Here is an 18,847-nt window from a genome sequence, read left to right as displayed (position 1 = left end):
ATTTAGTTAGGAATTAAATATGAATTGTGGAAAAATCATCAATGATTTCCACCACTTCAATTTTTCCATTGATTAATAACTCAGGAAGTCCATTATTTACAGTTCCTTTCCAATACTCTCTAGCTTGTTCAATTTTTTGAGAGAAAGGAATACCATCTTCTTTCGGTAAAAGATTTCCGTCACCTTCAAAACAATGTCCAATTACTCGTAGTTTAACAATCTGCAAAACTTCTCGATTGTAAGAATCAAATAATACTTTCCATTTTAAAGCATCATCATAGCTCTTTGCAGCATATAAACAAGATAATCTTGAAGGGTATTCAGGAAATTCTTGTAGTCTAACCATTTCTACAATCGTTTCTCTAACCGCTCTAATTGTTTGATCGATATAACTCATAACTACTTTAGCATTTTCATTCTTTATATGTAATTCTTCATTTTTATAGTGGTTATTTATAATTTTTATGCCATCTTCACCACTAGAATTCAAATGTTCTCTTTCAAAAAAGAAATGAAATAGGGTATTAGTTTGATTTTTATCGAAATGAATGATTTGTCTAATATCCATTTTTTTCCTTGTAACGATGTGGTATACGTAAAATTCTGTGTCATTCATGGTTATCCTCCTAGTAGTAATGTAATTCAATGTTAAATTTAGTAATTCAACATTGAAATATATAAAACCTTTATAAGTAAGAGTGAGAATTTAATCAGAAAGTATAGTGAATATATGATAACGCTTTAAATTTGTTCACAAAATGTTCACTTACGAAGAGGTTTCCACAATCGATATAATGACAAAGACTCAAACAGAAAGGATGATAAAAATTGCCAACAACAAGAAAGGAAAACCTCCAATTTGGTATGATGATGTGCCTTGGGATGGTTATTGTAATGACGTTTTATAATTTATTACTGAATGGAGCAGGAGGGCCAATTCATATTAAGGAGATCGCATTAGAACTAATAATTGGATTCATTATTGCATTATTAATTGAAATATGTATCGTTGGACCTTGTGCGAAAAAACTTGTATTCATGTTACCGTTTGATAAATCGAAGAAAATAAATATTATAGTTGCGATGGCGACAGCTATGGTAATCGGAATGGTTTTCTTTATGTCTTTTTACGGAATGGCTATGATGTATTTACATGGTGGACTACAAGGAGACTCATTTGTATCAATGTATTTTTCAATTTTCATTAAAAATTTCATTTTGGCGTATCCACTACAATTAATTATTATGGGGCCAATTGTGCGTGTTTTATTTGGAAAGTTTGTTATGAAGAATAAACCTGTTAATATAGCGTAGTTATAATTATTAAAATATTATATAACGATAAAACAATAAAAAACACATCTCAAATATTTTGAGTTGTGTTTTTTATTGTTCATTTGTAGCTATTTTCATACTGATGTGACATTTGTCCTTTTGCCTTTATAGGATTATAGCTTTTAATTAAGTTAGAAATAGAAGATTAGGAGATGATTTTTTGAAAGGCGTTGTATTTGCTATTTTAGCTGGCGTATTTATTACACTTCAAGGTACATTTAATGCAAAACTTAGTTCACATATCGGTATATGGTCAACGAGTATTATAACGCATTTAATTGGAGTCCTTATTGCAACAACTGTATTTTTGTTAAAGAAAGAAGAGAAAGTAGTTGCTTTAAAGGATGTGAAAAAAATATATTTAGTAGCTGGTGCACTTGGTGGGTTAATTATTTGTGCAGAAACAATAGCAATACATTCAATGGGAGTTACATTAACAGCTGGAACACTTATGGTTGCTCAATTATTAACAGCAACTCTAATTGAAATGAAGGGATTATTTCAAATAAAAAAGATACAGATGGAGAGATATCATATTGTGGGAACAATAGTAATGATTATAGGTATTGTTGTATTTAATATGTAAATGAAAGGAGGAAATGAAAATGGAGAATAGATCAGATTTAATTATCCATTATTTGAAAACTAATAAAATGCTTGAAATTTTTTCAGAGATAGATACAGCTTATTTTCAAGTAAATCATTTTGAGAAAGGTAAGTTTATATGCAATATAGATGACGCAATGGATCGTTTATACTTTGTTGTTAAAGGTAAAGTAAAAGTTTATACGATTACACCAGAGGGGAAGAAACTGATCCTTCGTTTTATCAACCCATTGGCGGTTGTTGGTGATATTGAATTCATACAAAATAGCAAAGCGCATAATGTCGTTGAAGCTTGTTCAGATGTTATAGCCATCTCTATTTCTCATGCTGTAATTAGAAATAAGTTATTACATGATCCTATATTTATGAACTTCTTGCTTGAAAACATTGCAAACACATTAAAAATATCGACTCGTTTTACAGCACTTAATTTACTTTATCCAGTAGAAGTACGTGTAGCTAGTTATTTACTTTCTATTTCTACTGATAGTAATGGGAATATGAATAAAAAAGATTTGGATGCAACTTCGATATCAAGTATTGCGGATTTTATAGGAGTAAGTTATCGGCACGTAATTCGGGTGTTACAAAAATTTTATAAAGAAAAATTAATTGAAAAGAGAAATGGAGTTATTGTAATTAAAGACTTTTTTAAAATGAAGGAAGTTGCTAAAGATAATATATATGAGTAATGAAAGGGAGAGGGAGATTTTGATTGGATTTAGTTTAGCTATATTAGCAGGAATATTAATTAGCTTACAATCTGTTTTTAATACGAAAGTGAATGAAAATATAGGGCAGTGGTTAACAACTACATGTGTTCTTGGAATAGGTCTTATAAGTTCAGTGTTATTTTATATCATTACAGAGAAAAGTATAAGCGTTAATTTTTACACTACAAATTATTTGTTTTATGTAAGTGGGTTATTTGGTATCGGATTAATTATTTGTATAATGGGTGCAATAAAGAGTTTAGGTCCAGCGTATACGGTGTTAATTAGTCTTATTACACAATTAGTTGTTGCATTATGTATTGATACATTCGGATTGTTTGGAATGGAGAGCGTTCCAATACAAATAAATAAATTAGTTGGAATAGGTGTATTAATTGTAGGGGTAGGAATTTTTAAAAATCTATTTTCGAATAAGAAAGCTATTCATATAAACAAGGATAGGGTCTAAAGAATTTAAAGGAAAAAGGTGTTAATGATTAGAATAATTACACTTAGCTCGAATGGCTGAGGAACAATTAACTGGCCAATATAGATTAGACTAAGTTAAAGAAATGAAAAAAGAAACTATATATAAAATGGGTTCTTTTTTTACATAAATTTCAAGATTTTTGATGGTGAACTAGAAAAATGGCTTCTCAAATTCTTTTAAAATGATCCTTTAAAGTGAAGTTAATACCATAGGTATCATTAGAGAAAAAATCTCATATGAGTAGTCAGAGGGTGTTTAAATAGCATTTCGTTTTTATTTATAGTATTTAATAAACTATAATACAACTTCATTTAAAGGCATTTTGATTCTTAATTAAAAATAAAGTGGAAAATTAAGAATATGTTGATGTGGTGCGGTATTAAAGCTAGGTAGCATAAAGATTAATAATACAAAGATGAACAACATATAAATAAAGTTTATTCATATGTTCTATCTCCTCTGCAATTCCTAGTATTTTTGAAATCTATATATTTCTTCCTCATTTGTGGAAAATAAAACTAATGTTGGGACCAGTAATATTGTGGGGATTAGATAAAAATAGTTGTCCTTATATCGCCAGAATTTTAAATATTCCATTCGTTTTTTATGTTTTCTTTTTTTATTTTTGTACTGATGATAAGATTCTTCTCTCAATTAGATCTTTAAATAACGTAGACCTATTTGGTGCTTGAATTTCTTCCAACGTGTACTTTCCGAAGCATAGTGGTTCATAAATAGTCTTATCATTGTCCTCTGTTGTTAATTTCCCGACTTTTTGTTATCTTTGTCTAAAATTTGAAACACAGTAGGTTTTCAGTTTTACATTTAAATTAGCATTATCTATTTTTGGAATTCAATTTGTACAAGTAATTGAATTGAAATTTTGATTGTTGTTTCTTGCGGTGGTACAGTATCTCCTGTTACTTTCGCTGTATTTTGAATCTTTTTTCCAGCTTGGTCCTCGCATTGAGTACCACTGTATTTTGTATGTTCTCCACTGTTTTCTCAAGTGTAATGATTAGATCTTGTAGAATTAAGAAATGACCTTCGTTCATTTCATTTTCTTATCTACTCTACTCTGATATTTAGGTGCTAATTACAATTAAATAATATATGATTTTCATAAAAAAGATATAGTAATATTTTGTCGTGAATTGTACTAATTTGATATTTTATAGTATTATTTGTCGTGAATTATACCTAGCAGAATATATTTTATGAAACTATAAAAGGAACAATGCGGAAATTCATCAAATAATTTACTTAAAAGGAGAATGTAATGAATACTTCCATCGATATACAACACTTGTGTGATCTTGCACATAAAGTATTTAATGCCCCTGTACATATTTTATCTACAGACAAAAAAATTTTATATCATTCTATATCTGATGATGTTTATAGTCCTTTTTATTCTTCAAAAGAAGAACATCTTAGTGATATTTATCAAGAAAACGATCCCTTTAACTTACCACTTTTCAGATGTAACAGCTATCTTGAAAATTTTGTTCTAATACATATAGAAAATCATGATCACATTAAAGGGACTATTATTATCGGTCCCACTATACATCCAAAAGGTTCAGATGATATGACCATAAAACTTCAAAAAGAATTTAAATCAAATGATAAAATTCAAGAAAGACTAACCTATTATCAGTGTTTATCTGAAATTAAAAAAACTACATTAATTGATATGGGAATTTTATTACATTACATGATTTTCAATGAAAAGTTAGATGTAGGTATTGTTTTAGAAAAAAATAAAGTACTAGAGGAAGTTCCTAATAAAATTGTGAAACCTGATTTATATATTTTAAAACGCCGACAAAACAAACCTAAAACTCACAACATGGCATTAGTAAATGATTTCTTTTTGACTATCAAAGAAGGAAATAAAAAAAAGTTAATACAGTATATGTATGCAGTTTCACAAGAGGATGTTGAACTTATGTTAATAGAGGATCCGCTCAGGAACCAAAAAAACCTTGGAATTATTGCGATTACCTTAGCTACTCGATATGCGATAGAAGGAAACCTGCCACCAGATATTGCTTTTGCTCATAGTATTTTATATATACAAACCTTGGAACAATTAGATAACGTAGAATCTGCAAAGCGATTGTCAGGAGACGCTTTACGTACCTTTGCAGATCGTGTGAAAGAATACAATGCACAAAAGTATTCATACGCGGTTACTACATGTATGAAACATATTAATAAAAATGTTTACGATGGAATAACTCTCAATGAACTTGCTAATCATTTGGAAATTACCCCTACTTATCTGTCTAAACTATTTAAAAAAGAAATGGGAATTACTTTAAGCGAATATATTCAAAGGGAACGAGTGGAAGAAGCAAAAAAATTATTAACTCTAACTACTTATTCGTTATCAGATATCTGTGCTTGGCTTAACTTTAATGACCAAAGTTATTTTACGAGGGTTTTCAAAAAAATTACTAGCATGACCCCTAGACAGTACCGTGAAAAATATACAATAATATAGGTTTGTTATCTGGTTTCAATGTAAAAACTTAAACATAGGTGTAAGTAATCTCTAAAACTTGAAAATACTGAGCTTATTACTCTAGAAAAAGTGTGTGATTTGTTTAGATAAGGAACTTGTATTCAAATAGACGTATGATCAACCTGATATTATCTTGTTAGCGGAACAGTTTCAATTTTCAGGAGTTGGCAAAAATAATGGAGAAACGAAGCTTATCTATTTTTTAAATAATAATTATGCGCTGGATTTATCAGTATAGTTCTGAATTAGACAAACGAGTTTGACGTCAGCTCAAACAAATAGCTTTTGAAGAGTCCATGAAACATATATCCAAGCAAAATGGAAATGTTTATACCATATTGTTAACTTGAAAGAATACACTAACCACTATTTTTCTAAAGAAAACAAAAAAACAGGAGGCTGCAAAGGATTTTTAAGAAAGCTTTGCAGCTATTTTATATTTTAAAACCTATGGTTATAACGATGGATAAGATTATAGATTAATATCTCCATTTTAAATATTTATTAATGTTAATATTAGGGTATATTTCGTGAAAATTAATAATGTAACATATATCACATGATATATCTATGTTTTATGCAATTATACATAACTAAATAAAGGTAAAAAAGTATAAAAAAACCTATTAAATTATTCTATAAGTATTTTTTCTAAAATATAATTTCTTGGTTAAGCTAAAATAGTTATTTTTTAACCTTATACATATTAATTTATAATCATTACAATTGCAGAGGTGAAATTTTTAATTAATTATATTTGTATAATGTTTTTGGCTGGTGTTTTTACTTAACAGTTAAATTATTGAGTACAATCGACAAAATTTTGCTATTTACGCATTAAAAATTTAATGTTTTAATGAACAACATAACTGGTATGACCAGAGAGAAAGGAGAAGATTACGCTAATAGGAGTATAGCGAAGTTGTAAGTAACATTATGTCGGATATAATTTTCCTAATAATCAGTTAATTAACGAGAGACCTAGAATCTCAGAAGGATCAAGTTTGTAATAAAAGTGTTCTAAGTTTTTGCATAACAAAAGTGAATTTATTCCGCAATAAAAGTATAAGCAATGTACAGTATAAGTTCATCTTTTGTAGTCTTGTAAGGCTCTTGCTGACAAAACTAAGAGACATATTATGTAATTGATATTAAACAAGGTCAAAACAGGATTAACTGTAAGCATTGGTTTATCTATCTTCGCGGCTCTGTAAGTTAAACCGCAACTCTATGGGAGAATTAATATTTTACTACCCATTGGGTGTCTAATTCAAATATAGCTAATGAATTTTTATTGTTTATTTTTGAAAAATAGAGTATCTAAATGAGAGATGAGTAAAATTCTTACATCCTATTAGAAGTAAAAAATAAGGATAACACCCTATCTGAAAGACTTCTCTTTCCTCATCCGTGTACAAAGAGAGAGCCTAGCGCTAGGTCGTACAAGTTATATGAATCAAGTTATAAAAAAAAATGGTAAAGGAGTGTACGGAATGAAGAATAAAATAATGACAGGATTTTTAATAACATCCATTGTAACTGGAGCGACTATTCCTATCAATACTCTCGCAACACCAATCGTTCAAGCAGAAACTCAACAGGAAAACATGGATATTTCTTCATCATTACGAAAATTAGGTGCGCAATCTAAATTAATCCAAACGTATATTGATCAATCTTTAATGAGTCCTAATGTACAGCTAGAGGAAGTCCCAGCTTTAAATACAAATCAATTCCTAATCAAACAAGATATGAAGGAATGGTCATCGGAACTCTATCCACAGTTAATTCTATTAAATTCAAAAAGCAAAGGATTTGTAACAAAATTTAATAGCTATTATCCGACATTAAAATCATATGTAGACAATAAAGAAGATAGAGAAGGTTTTTTGGATAGACTTGAAGTACTTCAAGAAATGGCTATGACGAATCAAGAAAATGCGCAACGACAAATTAATGGGTTAACTGATCTTAAATTACAGCTTGATAAAAAATTAAAAGATTTCGATACTGATGTGGCAACGGCGCAAGGCATATTAGGTACAGATGGAACGGGAAAAATAGATCAGTTAAAAAATGAAATATTAAATACCAAAAAAGCAATTCAAAATGATTTACAACAAATTGCATTAATACCAGGAGCTTTAAATGAGCAGGGATTTGCTATATTCAAAGAAATTTATAGTCTTTCAAAAGAAATTATTGAACCGGCTGCTCAAGCAGGGATGGCAGCGTATAACAAAGGAAAAGAAATTAACAACTCTATTCTAGAAGCTGAGAAAAAAGCAGCGCAAGAAGCGACAGAACAAGGTAAAACTGCTCTAGAAATTGAATCGGCCAAAAAAGCAGCTCGTGAAGCAGTTGAGAAAAGCAAACAAGGTGAAATAGCTGCAGCTGCAGCCGCAAAAACGCAAGAATATGACCTGATGAAAGCCATTGATACCGAAAAGATTAAGAAAACATTTGGTGTCTTCGCAGAAGTAAATAAACTAACAGCAGAGCAGCGATCATATTTAGATGACTTAGAGAAACAAAACCAAAAAATATATGATTTAACAACGAAACTATCAATAGCAGATTTGCAAAAATCAATGCTTCTTCTTTCACAAAATGATTTGCATACGTTTGCAAATCAAGTAGATGTAGAACTTGACCTACTAAAATGCTATAAAGAAGATTTAGATTTAATAAAAAATAACATTACAAAATTATCTACTAATGTTGATGTAACTAACGAGCAGTCTCAAAAAGATACATTAAGACAATTAAAAAATGTAATAAGTTACCTTGAAGAACAGGTATATAAATTTTGATATTACGTTTTTGAAAAAACTATAAAGATTATAAGAATCTAGCGAAAGAAGGAGAAAAGTGATGAAAAAATTCCCATTCAAAGTGCTAACTTTAGCCACGCTGGCAACGGTTATAACTGCTACTACTGGTAACACTATTCATGCATTTGCACAAGAAACGACCGCTCAAGAACAAAAAGTAGGCAATTATGCTTTAGGTCCTGAGGGACTGAAGAAAGCATTGGCTGAAACAGGGTCTCATATTCTTGTAATGGATTTGTACGCAAAAACAATGATTAAGCAACCGAATGTAAATTTATCTAATATCGATTTAGGATCAGAAGGAGGAGAGTTGCTCAAAAATATTCACCTTAATCAAGAACTGTCACGAATCAATGCGAATTATTGGTTAGATACAGCGAAGCCACAGATTCAAAAAACAGCTCGTAATATTGTAAATTACGATGAACAATTTCAAAATTATTACGACACATTAGTAGATACTGTACAAAAGAAAGATAAGGCAGGTCTAAAAGAGGGCATAAATGATTTAATTACAACAATTAATACAAATTCAAAAGAGGTAACAGATGTAATTAAGATGCTACAAGACTTCAAAGGGAAACTATATCAAAATTCTACAGATTTTAAAAATAATGTTGGTGGTCCAGATGGGAAAGGTGGATTAACTGCAATATTAGCAGGTCAACAAGCAACGATTCCACAACTTCAAGCTGAAATTGAGCAACTTCGTTCTACTCAGAAAAAACATTTTGATGATGTATTAGCATGGTCAATTGGTGGTGGATTGGGAGCAGCTATTTTAGTTATTGCAGCTATTGGAGGAGCAGTTGTAATTGTTGTAACTGGCGGTACAGCAACACCGGCTGTTGTTGGTGGACTTTCAGCTCTTGGAGCAGCTGGTATCGGTCTAGGAACTGCGGCTGGTGTCACGGCATCTAAGCATATGGACTCTTATAACGAAATTTCTAACAAAATCGGGGAATTAAGTATGAAAGCAGATCGGGCTAATCAAGCAGTTCTTTCGCTTACTAACGCGAAAGAAACATTGGCATATCTATACCAGACTGTAGATCAAGCGATATTGTCTCTAACAAATATTCAAAAGCAGTGGAATACAATGGGCGCAAATTATACAGATTTACTGGATAATATCGATTCTATGCAAGACCACAAATTCTCTTTAATACCGGATGATTTAAAAGCTGCTAAAGAAAGTTGGAATGATATTCATAAAGATGCAGAATTCATTTCAAAAGACATCGCTTTTAAACAAGAATAGAACTGAAAATGAAAACTTATATTGGAGGAATAGAAAATGATGAAAAATATCCCGTACAAACTAATCGTTGCATCGGCTCTTTTAACTATGACAGCAACTTCAGTAGTCTCACCAGTAGCAACTTTTGCAAGTGAAATTGAACAAACGAACAATGGAGATATGGCTCTTTCTGCAAATGAAGCGAGAATGAAAGAGACCTTGCAAAAGGCTGGATTATTTGCAAAATCTATGAATGCCTATTCTTATATGCTAATTAAGAATCCTGATGTAAATTTTGAAGGAATTACTATTAATGGATATGTAGATTTACCTGGTAGAATCGTACAAGATCAAAAGAATGCAAGAGCACATGCTGTTACTTGGGACACAAAAGTAAAAAAACAGCTTTTAGATACATTGACTGGTATTGTTGAATATGATACCACGTTCGACAATTATTATGAAACATTGGTTGAGGCGATTAATACAGGGGATGGAGAAACTTTAAAAGAAGGAATTACAGATTTACGAGGTGAAATTCAACAAAACCAAAAGTACGCACAACAATTAATAGAAGAATTAACTAAATTAAGAAACTCTATTGGACAAGATGTTAGAGCATTTGGAGGCAATAAAGATCTTTTGCAGTCGATTCTAAAAAACCAAGGTGCAGATGTTGATGCAGATCAAAAGCGTCTAGAAGAAGTATTAGGATCAGTAAACTATTATAAACAATTAGAATCTGATGGGTTTAATGTAATGAAGGGTGCTATTTTGGGTCTACCAATAATTGGCGGTATTATAGTGGGAGTAGCAAGAGACAACTTAGGTAAGTTAGAGCCTTTATTAGCAGAATTACGTCAGACCGTGGATTATAAAGTAACATTAAATCGTGTAGTTGGAGTTGCTTATAGTAATATTAATGAAATGCACAAGGCGCTTGATGATGCTATTAACGCTCTTACTTATATGTCAACGCAGTGGCATGATTTAGATTCTCAATATTCGGGCGTTCTAGGGCATATTGAGAATGCAGCTCAAAAAGCGGATCAAAATAAATTTAAATTCTTAAAACCTAATTTAAATGCAGCGAAAGACAGTTGGAAAACATTAAGAACAGATGCGGTTACATTAAAAGAGGGGATAAAGGAATTAAAAGTGGAAACTGTTACTCCACAAAAATAGGGAAATATTTATTCTATTGCAAAGTGATCCATAACATAGAGAGTCTATGATTACACTGTTAAACAGTAAAGCGATAATTAATAAATCCTTATATATTAAAAAGGCGGAGTCTCATTAAAGACTTCGCCTTTCACTTATATATAAGTTTTATCCAAATAAAAAGATAGTCATGTAGTTTACTTGTTTTTAAAAATCTGTAACAGAATTAATCAATAGGGGACAGGTTATATAGATTTGCTTAATAATATCGAATCTATGCAACAACATCGTCTTTTAATAAGAATAGGACTTGAAATCATACTCTATACAGGAGGAATAAGAAAAGATGAAAAAAAAATCTTATAAAATACTGGCTGTATCAGCATTTTTAATTATGACAACTACCTATGCAGTCACACCAGTAGCAACCTTTGCAATTGAAACTGAACAAACGAACACTGGAGATATGTCTCTTTCAGCAAATGAAGAAAAGATGAAAAAAACTGTACAAGATGCTGGGTTATTTGCAAAAGCTATGAATGAATATTCTTATTTGCTAATTAATAATCCGGATGTGAGTTTTGAAGGAATTTCTATTAATGGATATGCAGATTTACCTAGTAAAATTGTACAGGATCAAAAGAATGCAAGAGCACATGCTGTTACATGGAATACAAAAGTAAAAAAACAGCTTTTAGATACATTGACCGGCATTATTGAATACGATACAAAGTTTGAAAATTATTATGAAACATTAGTAGAGGCGATCAATAATGGAAATGGGGATACTTTAAAAAAGGGGATTACAGATTTAAGGTTGGGGATTCAACGAAACCAAGAGTCTGCAAAAGCATTAATAGAAGAATTAACTAAATTTAAAAACGCTATTGGAGAAGATGTTAGAGTATTTGGAAGCCATAAAGAGACCTTGCAATCGATTTTAAAAAACCAAGGAGCTGATGTAGAGACTGATCAAAAGCGTTTAGATGAAGTTTTAGGACAAGTAAACTATTATAAGAAATTAGAATCTGATGGGTTAATAATGGTGAAAGTCCCTTTTATCCCCACGCTTATTTCTGGTGGCATAATGATAGGTACTGCTAGAGATAATTTAGGTCGATTAGAGCCTGCTTTAGCAGAATTACGTAAAACTGTAGATTATAAAATTACATTAAATCGTGTAGTCGGAGTTGCATTTCATAATATTAGTGATATGCATAGTACGATTGATAGTGCTATTACTGCTCTTACTTATATGTCCACACAATGGGATGATTTAGACTCTCAATATTCGGGCATACTGGGGCATATTGATAAAGCTGATGAAAAAGCTGATCAAAATAGATATAAATTTTTAAAGCCTAACTTGAATTCAGCTAAAGACAGTTGGAAAACATTAAGAACAGATGTTGTCACATTACTGGAATGCATAAAAATTGCAGAGAAGAAAGAACAAGATTTTATGAATCTACTTCGTCCATCAAACGTTTTTTACTTTTATAAAAAAATCCATAACGCATACACTTTTGAAATAAAGACTGGAACAAATGCACCAAATGCGTCTTATAAAGTTATGAATTTAACTAAAAACACTGTTCATCATATGTGGAGTGGAGGTGCTAATACAAGCATGTGGGCTGACTGGCTTTCATTCAATCCAAATGATGAATTTGCGGTGGTAGCAGTAGTGGATGGAAAAGAATATGTTGTATATAAAGACAAAGTAGAAAATATAATGAACTGAACCCGAAAAAACGCATTAATTGGAGATGGTACACTAAACTAGACACCAAGTTAATTGAAAAATTGACCGGCATATGGCTCCTTATTTCCTAGAACACCTAGCTAAAGCAAAGGAATTCGTACATAGATTAGTTGACATTAATGTAGGTTTCATCCATTTTCAAAGATAGTTTTTCTTTTTTATTTTATTTTTCAAAAATCACGAATGAAATTTCCGCATTCACGAACTCAGCACATAATGGTTGTTAGATGAATTGACATACCACGTCCCTTTAGAATTTCAGGCATATTACGATAACTTAAAGAAAAAATAATAGTAGCAAATGGCTACTATTATTTTTCTTAAACTATTTTCTTTAAAATATCACATCTGTCATGTTCCTTATTTGCTTTCCCAGAATTTATTCTAGTTAAAAAAACCTTGCACCAGAACACATATTGTTCTGATGCAAGGTTCGCTGAAATATAAAATACACGACAGTAAGGGCAAGACATAAAATGTGATTTCAAATGAAACATATGTATATGTGAAGTAAGGTAAAAGAGGGGCTGCTCATAACCAGTAGCCCTTCTTTATAACGTTATTTTGCAGGGAAATGTTCAAATATACGTTATATATCATATTCCTCTTTTTCGGAAGAGCAACAAGAACATCTAGCTTAAAAATTTTCACAACAGAGCCAGATAACGTGTTAAAGTATTAATTACTGTGCATGTAAAGATAAAAAAAGAGCCTTACAAAAAGATGTTTGTAATAGTTTAGCTTATACGATTTCAGGGGATTAATAGCATTTTGTGCCGTTATTATTAACCTAATTTCCAAGAAAAAGAGGTGAATGTAGGATGACTAAACCTTTTAAAAAAAATAGTCGTTATATGGTTGGATTGGACAGTCTAAGGGGTCTAGCTATACTAGGTGTTATTTTGTATCATATTAATTTTAATTGGATGCCTGGAGGATTTTTAGGAGTTACTGTATTTTTTGTACTTTCAGGTTATTTAATTACAGATATTCTAGCCATAGAGTGGAAGAGAAATAAGAGAATTGATTTAAAAAAATTCTGGCTTAGTAGGGCAAGGAGATTGCTTCCAGGAATGCTTGTTATGCTCGTTATAACGTTGGCATGGATTACGGTTTTTCATAGCTCTTTACTTGAAAAAATGCGCGGAGATTCATTAGCGGCATTATTTTATGTTAGTAATTGGTGGTATATTTATCATAAATTATCGTACTTTGATAATTTTAACCAGCTTTCTCCATTGAATCATTTTTGGTCGTTAGCAGTTGAGGAACAATTCTACGTTGTTTGGCCGTTTATCATTAGTTTAGGGCTTTACTACATAAAAAAACAATCCCGTATGATTTTATTAATTTGTCTGGGAGCCGTTGCTTCAGCTTTAGCGATGGCAATTTTGTATGAACCTGGAGCTGATCCGAGCAGAATATATTATGGTACAGATACGAGGGCCTTTTCCTTACTTATCGGAGCGGTACTTGCCTTAGTTTGGCCAAGCAATAGGCTTGCAAATAAAATTATCCCAAAGGCGCGTTTCATTCTTGATGTAGTGGGGGGCATTGCCCTTATTATTATTTTGGTTATGTTTTGGAAGACCAATCAATATGATCCATTTCTATACAAGGGAGGAATGGTTCTCTTATCAATTGCAACAGCATTGTTAGTGGCAAATCTAGCTCATCCAGCTAGTCGTATTGCTCAATTTTTACGATTTAGACCTTTACGTTGGATAGGGATAAGATCGTATGGCATATACCTCTGGCATTATCCAATTCTTACATTGACGACTCCAAAGGTAAATGCTGGGGATTTTTCATTAATAAGAGCAATCCTTCAATTTCTTTTGATTATATTGATTGCGCAAATTTCATGGAAGTTTATTGAAAAACCAATCCGACAAGGTGCGCTCCGGAACATTCAGTTTAAGAATTTAAGAATTCAAAATGTCACTTTAGGTGTTAAGTTAGCTTTAATTTGTACATTATTCGTTTCGTCGATAGCAGTTGTAGGGGTATCAAAAGCTAGTAAGGCTAAGGAGAACTCTCAACAAGATAAGGTGGAAGCAGCACAAACACAACCGGCGCCACATCCAGTTGCAGTTTGGGAAGATCCAAATCAAGAGACGCCTCAAAAACAAGGGGAATCAAGAGAAGTAAATTCTGGGCAACCTAAAAATTCACTCACAGTTACTGCGATAGGCGATTCCGTTATGATTGATATTACTCCGTATTTAAAAAATACTTTTCCTGATATTAGGATTGATGCGCAAATTGGTCGCCAGCTGTCAAAAGCGATTCCGGTAGTTGAACAGTTAAAATATGAAGGGAATTTAGGAAACTATGTCATTATTGGATTAGGTACAAATGGAGCCTTTACTACTGAGCAACTTGTTTCATTAATAAAAGTAATTGGAAACGAACGTAAAATCATATTTATTAATACGAGAGTACCACGTCCGTGGGAATCAATCGTGAATGAGAGACTGAAAGTAACGGCATCTGAATATCCGAATGTAACTCTAGTTGATTGGTATGCAGCAAGTGCTGGAAAGAAAGACTACTTTGCACCTGACGTTGTGCATTTAACCAAAGTAGGTGCAGAAGCATACGCAGCACTTGTAGCCAAAGCGGTGAAGCAATAATTAACTATGTTTTATTAACTTCTGTTGGGTAAGGAAATGGTTCTGAGTATGAGGTGCCACTCTGAGGTTTAATTACAATTCAAAAAAGAATATTATTCATGTTCTTCTAATCTACGATTTAGAGTGGCCTGACTCACTCCTGTAATTTGACATGAAATATAGGCGAACTTGAAAAGAAAGAAAAGGCACTAGAAGAGGCTACAAAGGATACAAAATATGAAGTTGAAATATTAGGAAGAGGCTCTGCAGGTGGAAGCACTGCAAATACATTAAAAGAGCAACAAGTAATAAAAAAGTTAATTCAAATCCATAAAGTATAGTTCTAGCGAGAATACCAATGACAGATCCTCGTTGGCCCAAAGAAGGCGACTGGGTGAAAATGAAAACTTGCCTTCATGGTAGCCAGCTGAATTGTTTGAAGTATCTAACCCTTTAGAACCTTTAGAATGGTATTTTGCGGATCATAAACATAGTAAAGCGACAACAATAGAATTATATATGGGGTTATAAAGAATTGATTTTAAATGATAGACATGCTCTTGGTTTAATAGAAAGGGAGAATAGAGATATTGCAATATTTTTAAAGCGAAAAGCCGAAATTGAGGAATTAGAAGAATTGTAATAGTGAAGGAATTGATTAATTTATAAAAAACGTAGGAATTAAATATTCCTACGTTTTTTTGTACATAACATTTAAAAAAACACCTTATTTTTGGGGGATTTGAAGGTTCTGATGGAAGATTCCCTGGTTTTCGATTTGAATTAATATGATACTATTTACATGTACTGTCATGTAGGGAATTATATTTTCTGCACCTGAACTGTTTGTAATAATTGTAGGATTTTCTGTTTTCTTGTCGAATATATCTTTAATGCAAGGAGGGACATTACATGATTATTAAAGAATATTTCATCAATCTTTCTATTTTTTCTTTATTAGTTAGCGCAGCGATATTTATTCAAGTGTTTTTGATTCATTCCAGGCGATATTTCGAAAAATTCTATGGAGGGATTATTGCAGTTACTTTGATGCTCTTTTCTTTTCCATACATGGGATTTTCCTACGATCTTCGAGTTGTTCCTCTTATTCTATCTTTTATTTACTTTGGTCGCATTGCTGGCTGGATTACACTAATTAGCATAATTATAATGCGTATCTTTTTCATTGGTGGGTATTGGGAGCCACCTGTGATTGCATATTTAAGTATGAGTGTTCTATTTTCTACTTTTAAAACATATTTTAAAAACCTTCATCCTTTTAAAAGTGCATCTTTATATTTTTCTGTTTTTGTCGGAATAAAGTGGTTAGTTGGTGTATTCTTTAATACTACGTTACTTTACTCTGGAGGTTTATTATATATAGCGTTAGGACTTTTAATTGGGCTATTTCTTATGGAAGCCTACCAGAGATTATATTATTTAACACAGGACTTATCTAAAATGAATCGGGAATTAAAAAAATCAAAGCAAGAACTCACAGATACCGTACATGAGCTTCAAGGAGGGATTTTTAAATTTAAAAAAGTGGGTAAGCACTTTATACACACTTTATGTGATGGACAGTTTTATTATCAAAAAGGATTTTATTCTGAACAGGTGGTAGGAAAAAGCTTACGGACTATTGATGCTTCTATTGTTCCACCACATTTAGTTTCACAATTGATGAAGTATTATCTTCAGGCATGGGAAGGGAAAGAAATTATATTTGAATTACCCTGGCCAGATGATAAAACGATTATTCTTATTGCACTTAGGCCGATTAAACGAAATGGACAAGTTATTGAAGTTGTTGGTTCTACAGTCGATATAACCGAAAGGAAAAGGGTAGAATCAGAATTAAGAGCTACCAAAGAATTACTAGAATCATTTATAAAGCATAATGTAGATGCTATTACCATATCTGATCGAGAAGGGCATATTTTACAAGCAAATAAAGCTTATGAAAAGATATTTGGATGGTCATTTCAAGAAATCATAGGTAAGAGATTACCCTGTGTACCAGATTTCTTAATGGAAGAATCACTTGAAAACATTCGGAAAATTCTAACAAGAGAATCCGTAGTTACTAGATTAGAAACTGTTAGACGACGTAACGATGGAAGTTTTCTTGATGTCAGTCTGACAGTTTCTCCTATACTAGACGTAAGAGGAAATGTGATAGCTTTATCTGCAATATGTAGAGACATCTCTGAAAGAAAACAAGCAGAAAGAGAACGACATCGATTACACAAACAATTAAAAGATAGTGAAATGAAGTACCGTGCACTAATCGAACAAGCAACTGATGCAGTATATGTAGTAGAGCTGAATGAAAATTATGTTCCAAGTCGATTCATTGAGGTAAACCCTGTTGGTTGTAAAAGATTTGGATATAGTAGAGAAGAGTTGCTCTCGTTATCATTTCCAAATGTAGTACCGCAAGATTCTAAAATGATTGTAAGGTTGTTAGAAAAAATTAGAGAGGGACAAACTTCCTTCACCTTGCAAGACGAATATGCTTTTCCAACAGGAAAAATAATAACAACTGAGTTTAGTGTCCGTGTTTTTAACTTAAATGGTAAAAAAGTTTTCCTGAGTATTTCTCGTGATATCACTGAACGGCTAAAAACAGAAGAATTACTACGGAAATCTGAAAAACTTGCAGTCGTAGGACAATTAGCGACTGCAATGGCTCATGAAATTAATAATCCATTAACCGCAATGAAAGGGTTTATGCAATTACTAAAATCAACGGAAACTGAGAATAATCAGGGGTATATAAATATAGTATCATCAGAGATTGAGCGTATAGAAAGTATTACTAATGAATTTATGGCGGTAGCCAAACCACAGGTGTTAAAGATACAACCTAATGATATTAGTGTGCTAATGGATCAAGTTTTAATGCTACTGCAACCTCAAGCAATGATGAATAATATAAAAATTAGAATTGATTTTACACCTGGTATTCCACTGATTCCATGTGAAGGAAATCAATTAAAACAAGTATTTGTTAATATTATAAAAAATGCAATTGAATCCATGCCAACAGGAGGAGAAATTTTGATTCAATTTGATAAACTTGATAATAATCAAATAAGGATTCGCTTTATTGATCAAGGATGTGGGATTCCAAAAGAACGTATACCATATTTAGGAGAACCTTTTTACAGTATTAAGGAAGAGGGAATCGGCTTAGGATTAATGGTCTGTTATAAAATTATTGAAACACACCAGGGGAAGGTATTTATTGAGAGTGAAGTGAATAAGGGAACTATAGTTGAAGTCACACTTCCAATTTGCACACTTCAAAATTAATACATTCTTTTACTGAAATTTTATAAATTAGTAAGCAGTTAGCTTTGGCTAGCTGCTTTTTTGTATATATTGTAATCGATTCTTCATATTACGGCTTTTTAATGTTTCATATATAGATTTTAAAAACTCTGTAAGTGTTTTGTAACATTTACGAGAGACTTTTTTAACAGTTATGAGAGAGAAAAGAAAGATTTGTTATATATGATGAAATTAATCTTACTAGTAGGTGTTCTAATT

At 31.7% G+C, this 18,847-nt stretch carries 12 protein-coding genes and 2 pseudogenes; 12 read left to right on the top strand and 2 right to left on the bottom strand.

Annotation, left to right across the window (positions count from 1 at the left end):
* Positions 1-13: 13 nt before the first annotated feature.
* Positions 14-616 carry a DUF2441 domain-containing protein gene (locus FS802_RS02140; RefSeq protein ID WP_098654744.1) on the bottom strand — a complete coding sequence of 201 codons (603 nt, stop codon included), beginning with the start codon at positions 614-616 and terminating at the stop codon, positions 14-16.
* A 212-nt stretch (positions 617-828) separates the two neighbouring features.
* Here FS802_RS02140 and FS802_RS02135 point away from each other — a divergent pair, with 212 nt between their 5' ends.
* The 9 genes from FS802_RS02135 to hblB all read left to right on the top strand — a co-directional run bounded on the left by FS802_RS02135 (position 829) and on the right by hblB (position 12,656).
* On the top strand, positions 829-1,314 hold the full coding sequence (locus FS802_RS02135; protein WP_098654745.1) for a DUF2798 domain-containing protein: 486 nt from the start codon (positions 829-831) through the stop codon (positions 1,312-1,314).
* Positions 1,315-1,495: 181 nt separating this feature from the next.
* The gene (locus FS802_RS02130; RefSeq protein WP_000679406.1) at positions 1,496-1,921 is read left to right on the top strand and encodes a DMT family transporter; all 426 of its coding nucleotides are present in this window, start codon (positions 1,496-1,498) and stop codon (positions 1,919-1,921) included.
* 19 nt (positions 1,922-1,940) lie between these two features.
* A complete protein-coding gene (locus FS802_RS02125) occupies positions 1,941-2,633 on the top strand; it encodes a Crp/Fnr family transcriptional regulator (protein WP_141545972.1) in 693 nt (230 codons plus the stop codon).
* Between the two features lie 19 nt (positions 2,634-2,652).
* Positions 2,653-3,123, top strand: coding sequence for a DMT family transporter (locus FS802_RS02120; RefSeq protein WP_098654747.1), 471 nt, complete (start codon positions 2,653-2,655; stop codon positions 3,121-3,123).
* 1,300 nt (positions 3,124-4,423) lie between these two features.
* Positions 4,424-5,653 (top strand): helix-turn-helix domain-containing protein, encoded by a 1,230-nt coding sequence (locus tag FS802_RS02110; protein ID WP_098654748.1) that lies wholly within the window; start codon positions 4,424-4,426, stop codon positions 5,651-5,653.
* A gap of 1,514 nt (positions 5,654-7,167) precedes the next feature.
* The gene (gene hblC, locus FS802_RS02105; protein WP_000791001.1) at positions 7,168-8,487 is read left to right on the top strand and encodes a hemolysin BL lytic component L2; all 1,320 of its coding nucleotides are present in this window, start codon (positions 7,168-7,170) and stop codon (positions 8,485-8,487) included.
* Between the two features lie 61 nt (positions 8,488-8,548).
* Positions 8,549-9,769 carry a hemolytic enterotoxin HBL lytic component L1 gene (gene hblD / locus FS802_RS02100; RefSeq protein ID WP_000714431.1) on the top strand — a complete coding sequence of 407 codons (1,221 nt, stop codon included), beginning with the start codon at positions 8,549-8,551 and terminating at the stop codon, positions 9,767-9,769.
* A gap of 36 nt (positions 9,770-9,805) precedes the next feature.
* The gene (gene hblA / locus FS802_RS02095) at positions 9,806-10,933 is read left to right on the top strand and encodes a hemolysin BL binding component B (RefSeq protein ID WP_098654749.1); all 1,128 of its coding nucleotides are present in this window, start codon (positions 9,806-9,808) and stop codon (positions 10,931-10,933) included.
* 325 nt (positions 10,934-11,258) lie between these two features.
* Positions 11,259-12,656: a hemolysin BL regulatory component HblB gene (gene hblB, locus FS802_RS02090; protein ID WP_000730544.1), complete on the top strand. Its 1,398-nt coding sequence runs from the start codon at positions 11,259-11,261 to the stop codon at positions 12,654-12,656.
* A 233-nt stretch (positions 12,657-12,889) separates the two neighbouring features.
* On the opposite strand, the pseudogene FS802_RS31995 reads toward hblB, so the two are convergent.
* Positions 12,890-12,992, bottom strand: a pseudogene (locus FS802_RS31995) (IS6 family transposase); the annotation flags it as partial.
* A gap of 506 nt (positions 12,993-13,498) precedes the next feature.
* On the opposite strand from FS802_RS31995, the gene FS802_RS02085 reads away from it, so the two are divergent.
* The 3 genes and pseudogenes from FS802_RS02085 to FS802_RS02075 all read left to right on the top strand — a co-directional run bounded on the left by FS802_RS02085 (position 13,499) and on the right by FS802_RS02075 (position 18,610).
* On the top strand, positions 13,499-15,313 hold the full coding sequence (locus FS802_RS02085) for an acyltransferase family protein (RefSeq protein ID WP_000165415.1): 1,815 nt from the start codon (positions 13,499-13,501) through the stop codon (positions 15,311-15,313).
* Positions 15,314-15,682: 369 nt separating this feature from the next.
* Positions 15,683-15,935, top strand: a pseudogene (locus tag FS802_RS02080) (hypothetical protein); the annotation flags it as partial.
* A 269-nt stretch (positions 15,936-16,204) separates the two neighbouring features.
* Positions 16,205-18,610, top strand: a complete 2,406-nt coding sequence (locus tag FS802_RS02075) for a PAS domain S-box protein (RefSeq protein ID WP_098707942.1) — start codon at positions 16,205-16,207, stop codon at positions 18,608-18,610.
* The last annotated feature ends 237 nt before the right edge of the window (positions 18,611-18,847 follow it).

The organism is Bacillus sp. DE0042 (assembly GCF_007680225.1).
Classification (GTDB): domain Bacteria; phylum Bacillota; class Bacilli; order Bacillales; family Bacillaceae_G; genus Bacillus_A; species Bacillus_A wiedmannii.
This window is presented reverse-complemented; position numbering and strand designations above follow the sequence as displayed.

What these genes read in the sequence shown, in the direction of transcription:
- FS802_RS02110 (WP_098654748.1), top strand. Translation starts at nt 4,424, where the DNA reads ATGAATACTTCCATCGATATACAACACTTGTGTGATCTTGCACATAAA.
- FS802_RS02075 (WP_098707942.1), top strand. Translation starts at nt 16,205, where the DNA reads ATGATTATTAAAGAATATTTCATCAATCTTTCTATTTTTTCTTTATTA.
- FS802_RS02125 (WP_141545972.1), top strand. Translation starts at nt 1,941, where the DNA reads ATGGAGAATAGATCAGATTTAATTATCCATTATTTGAAAACTAATAAA.
- hblD (WP_000714431.1), top strand. Translation starts at nt 8,549, where the DNA reads ATGAAAAAATTCCCATTCAAAGTGCTAACTTTAGCCACGCTGGCAACG.
- FS802_RS02085 (WP_000165415.1), top strand. Translation starts at nt 13,499, where the DNA reads ATGACTAAACCTTTTAAAAAAAATAGTCGTTATATGGTTGGATTGGAC.
- FS802_RS02140 (WP_098654744.1), bottom strand. Translation starts at nt 616, where the DNA reads ATGAATGACACAGAATTTTACGTATACCACATCGTTACAAGGAAAAAA.
- hblB (WP_000730544.1), top strand. Translation starts at nt 11,259, where the DNA reads ATGAAAAAAAAATCTTATAAAATACTGGCTGTATCAGCATTTTTAATT.
- hblA (WP_098654749.1), top strand. Translation starts at nt 9,806, where the DNA reads ATGATGAAAAATATCCCGTACAAACTAATCGTTGCATCGGCTCTTTTA.
- hblC (WP_000791001.1), top strand. Translation starts at nt 7,168, where the DNA reads ATGAAGAATAAAATAATGACAGGATTTTTAATAACATCCATTGTAACT.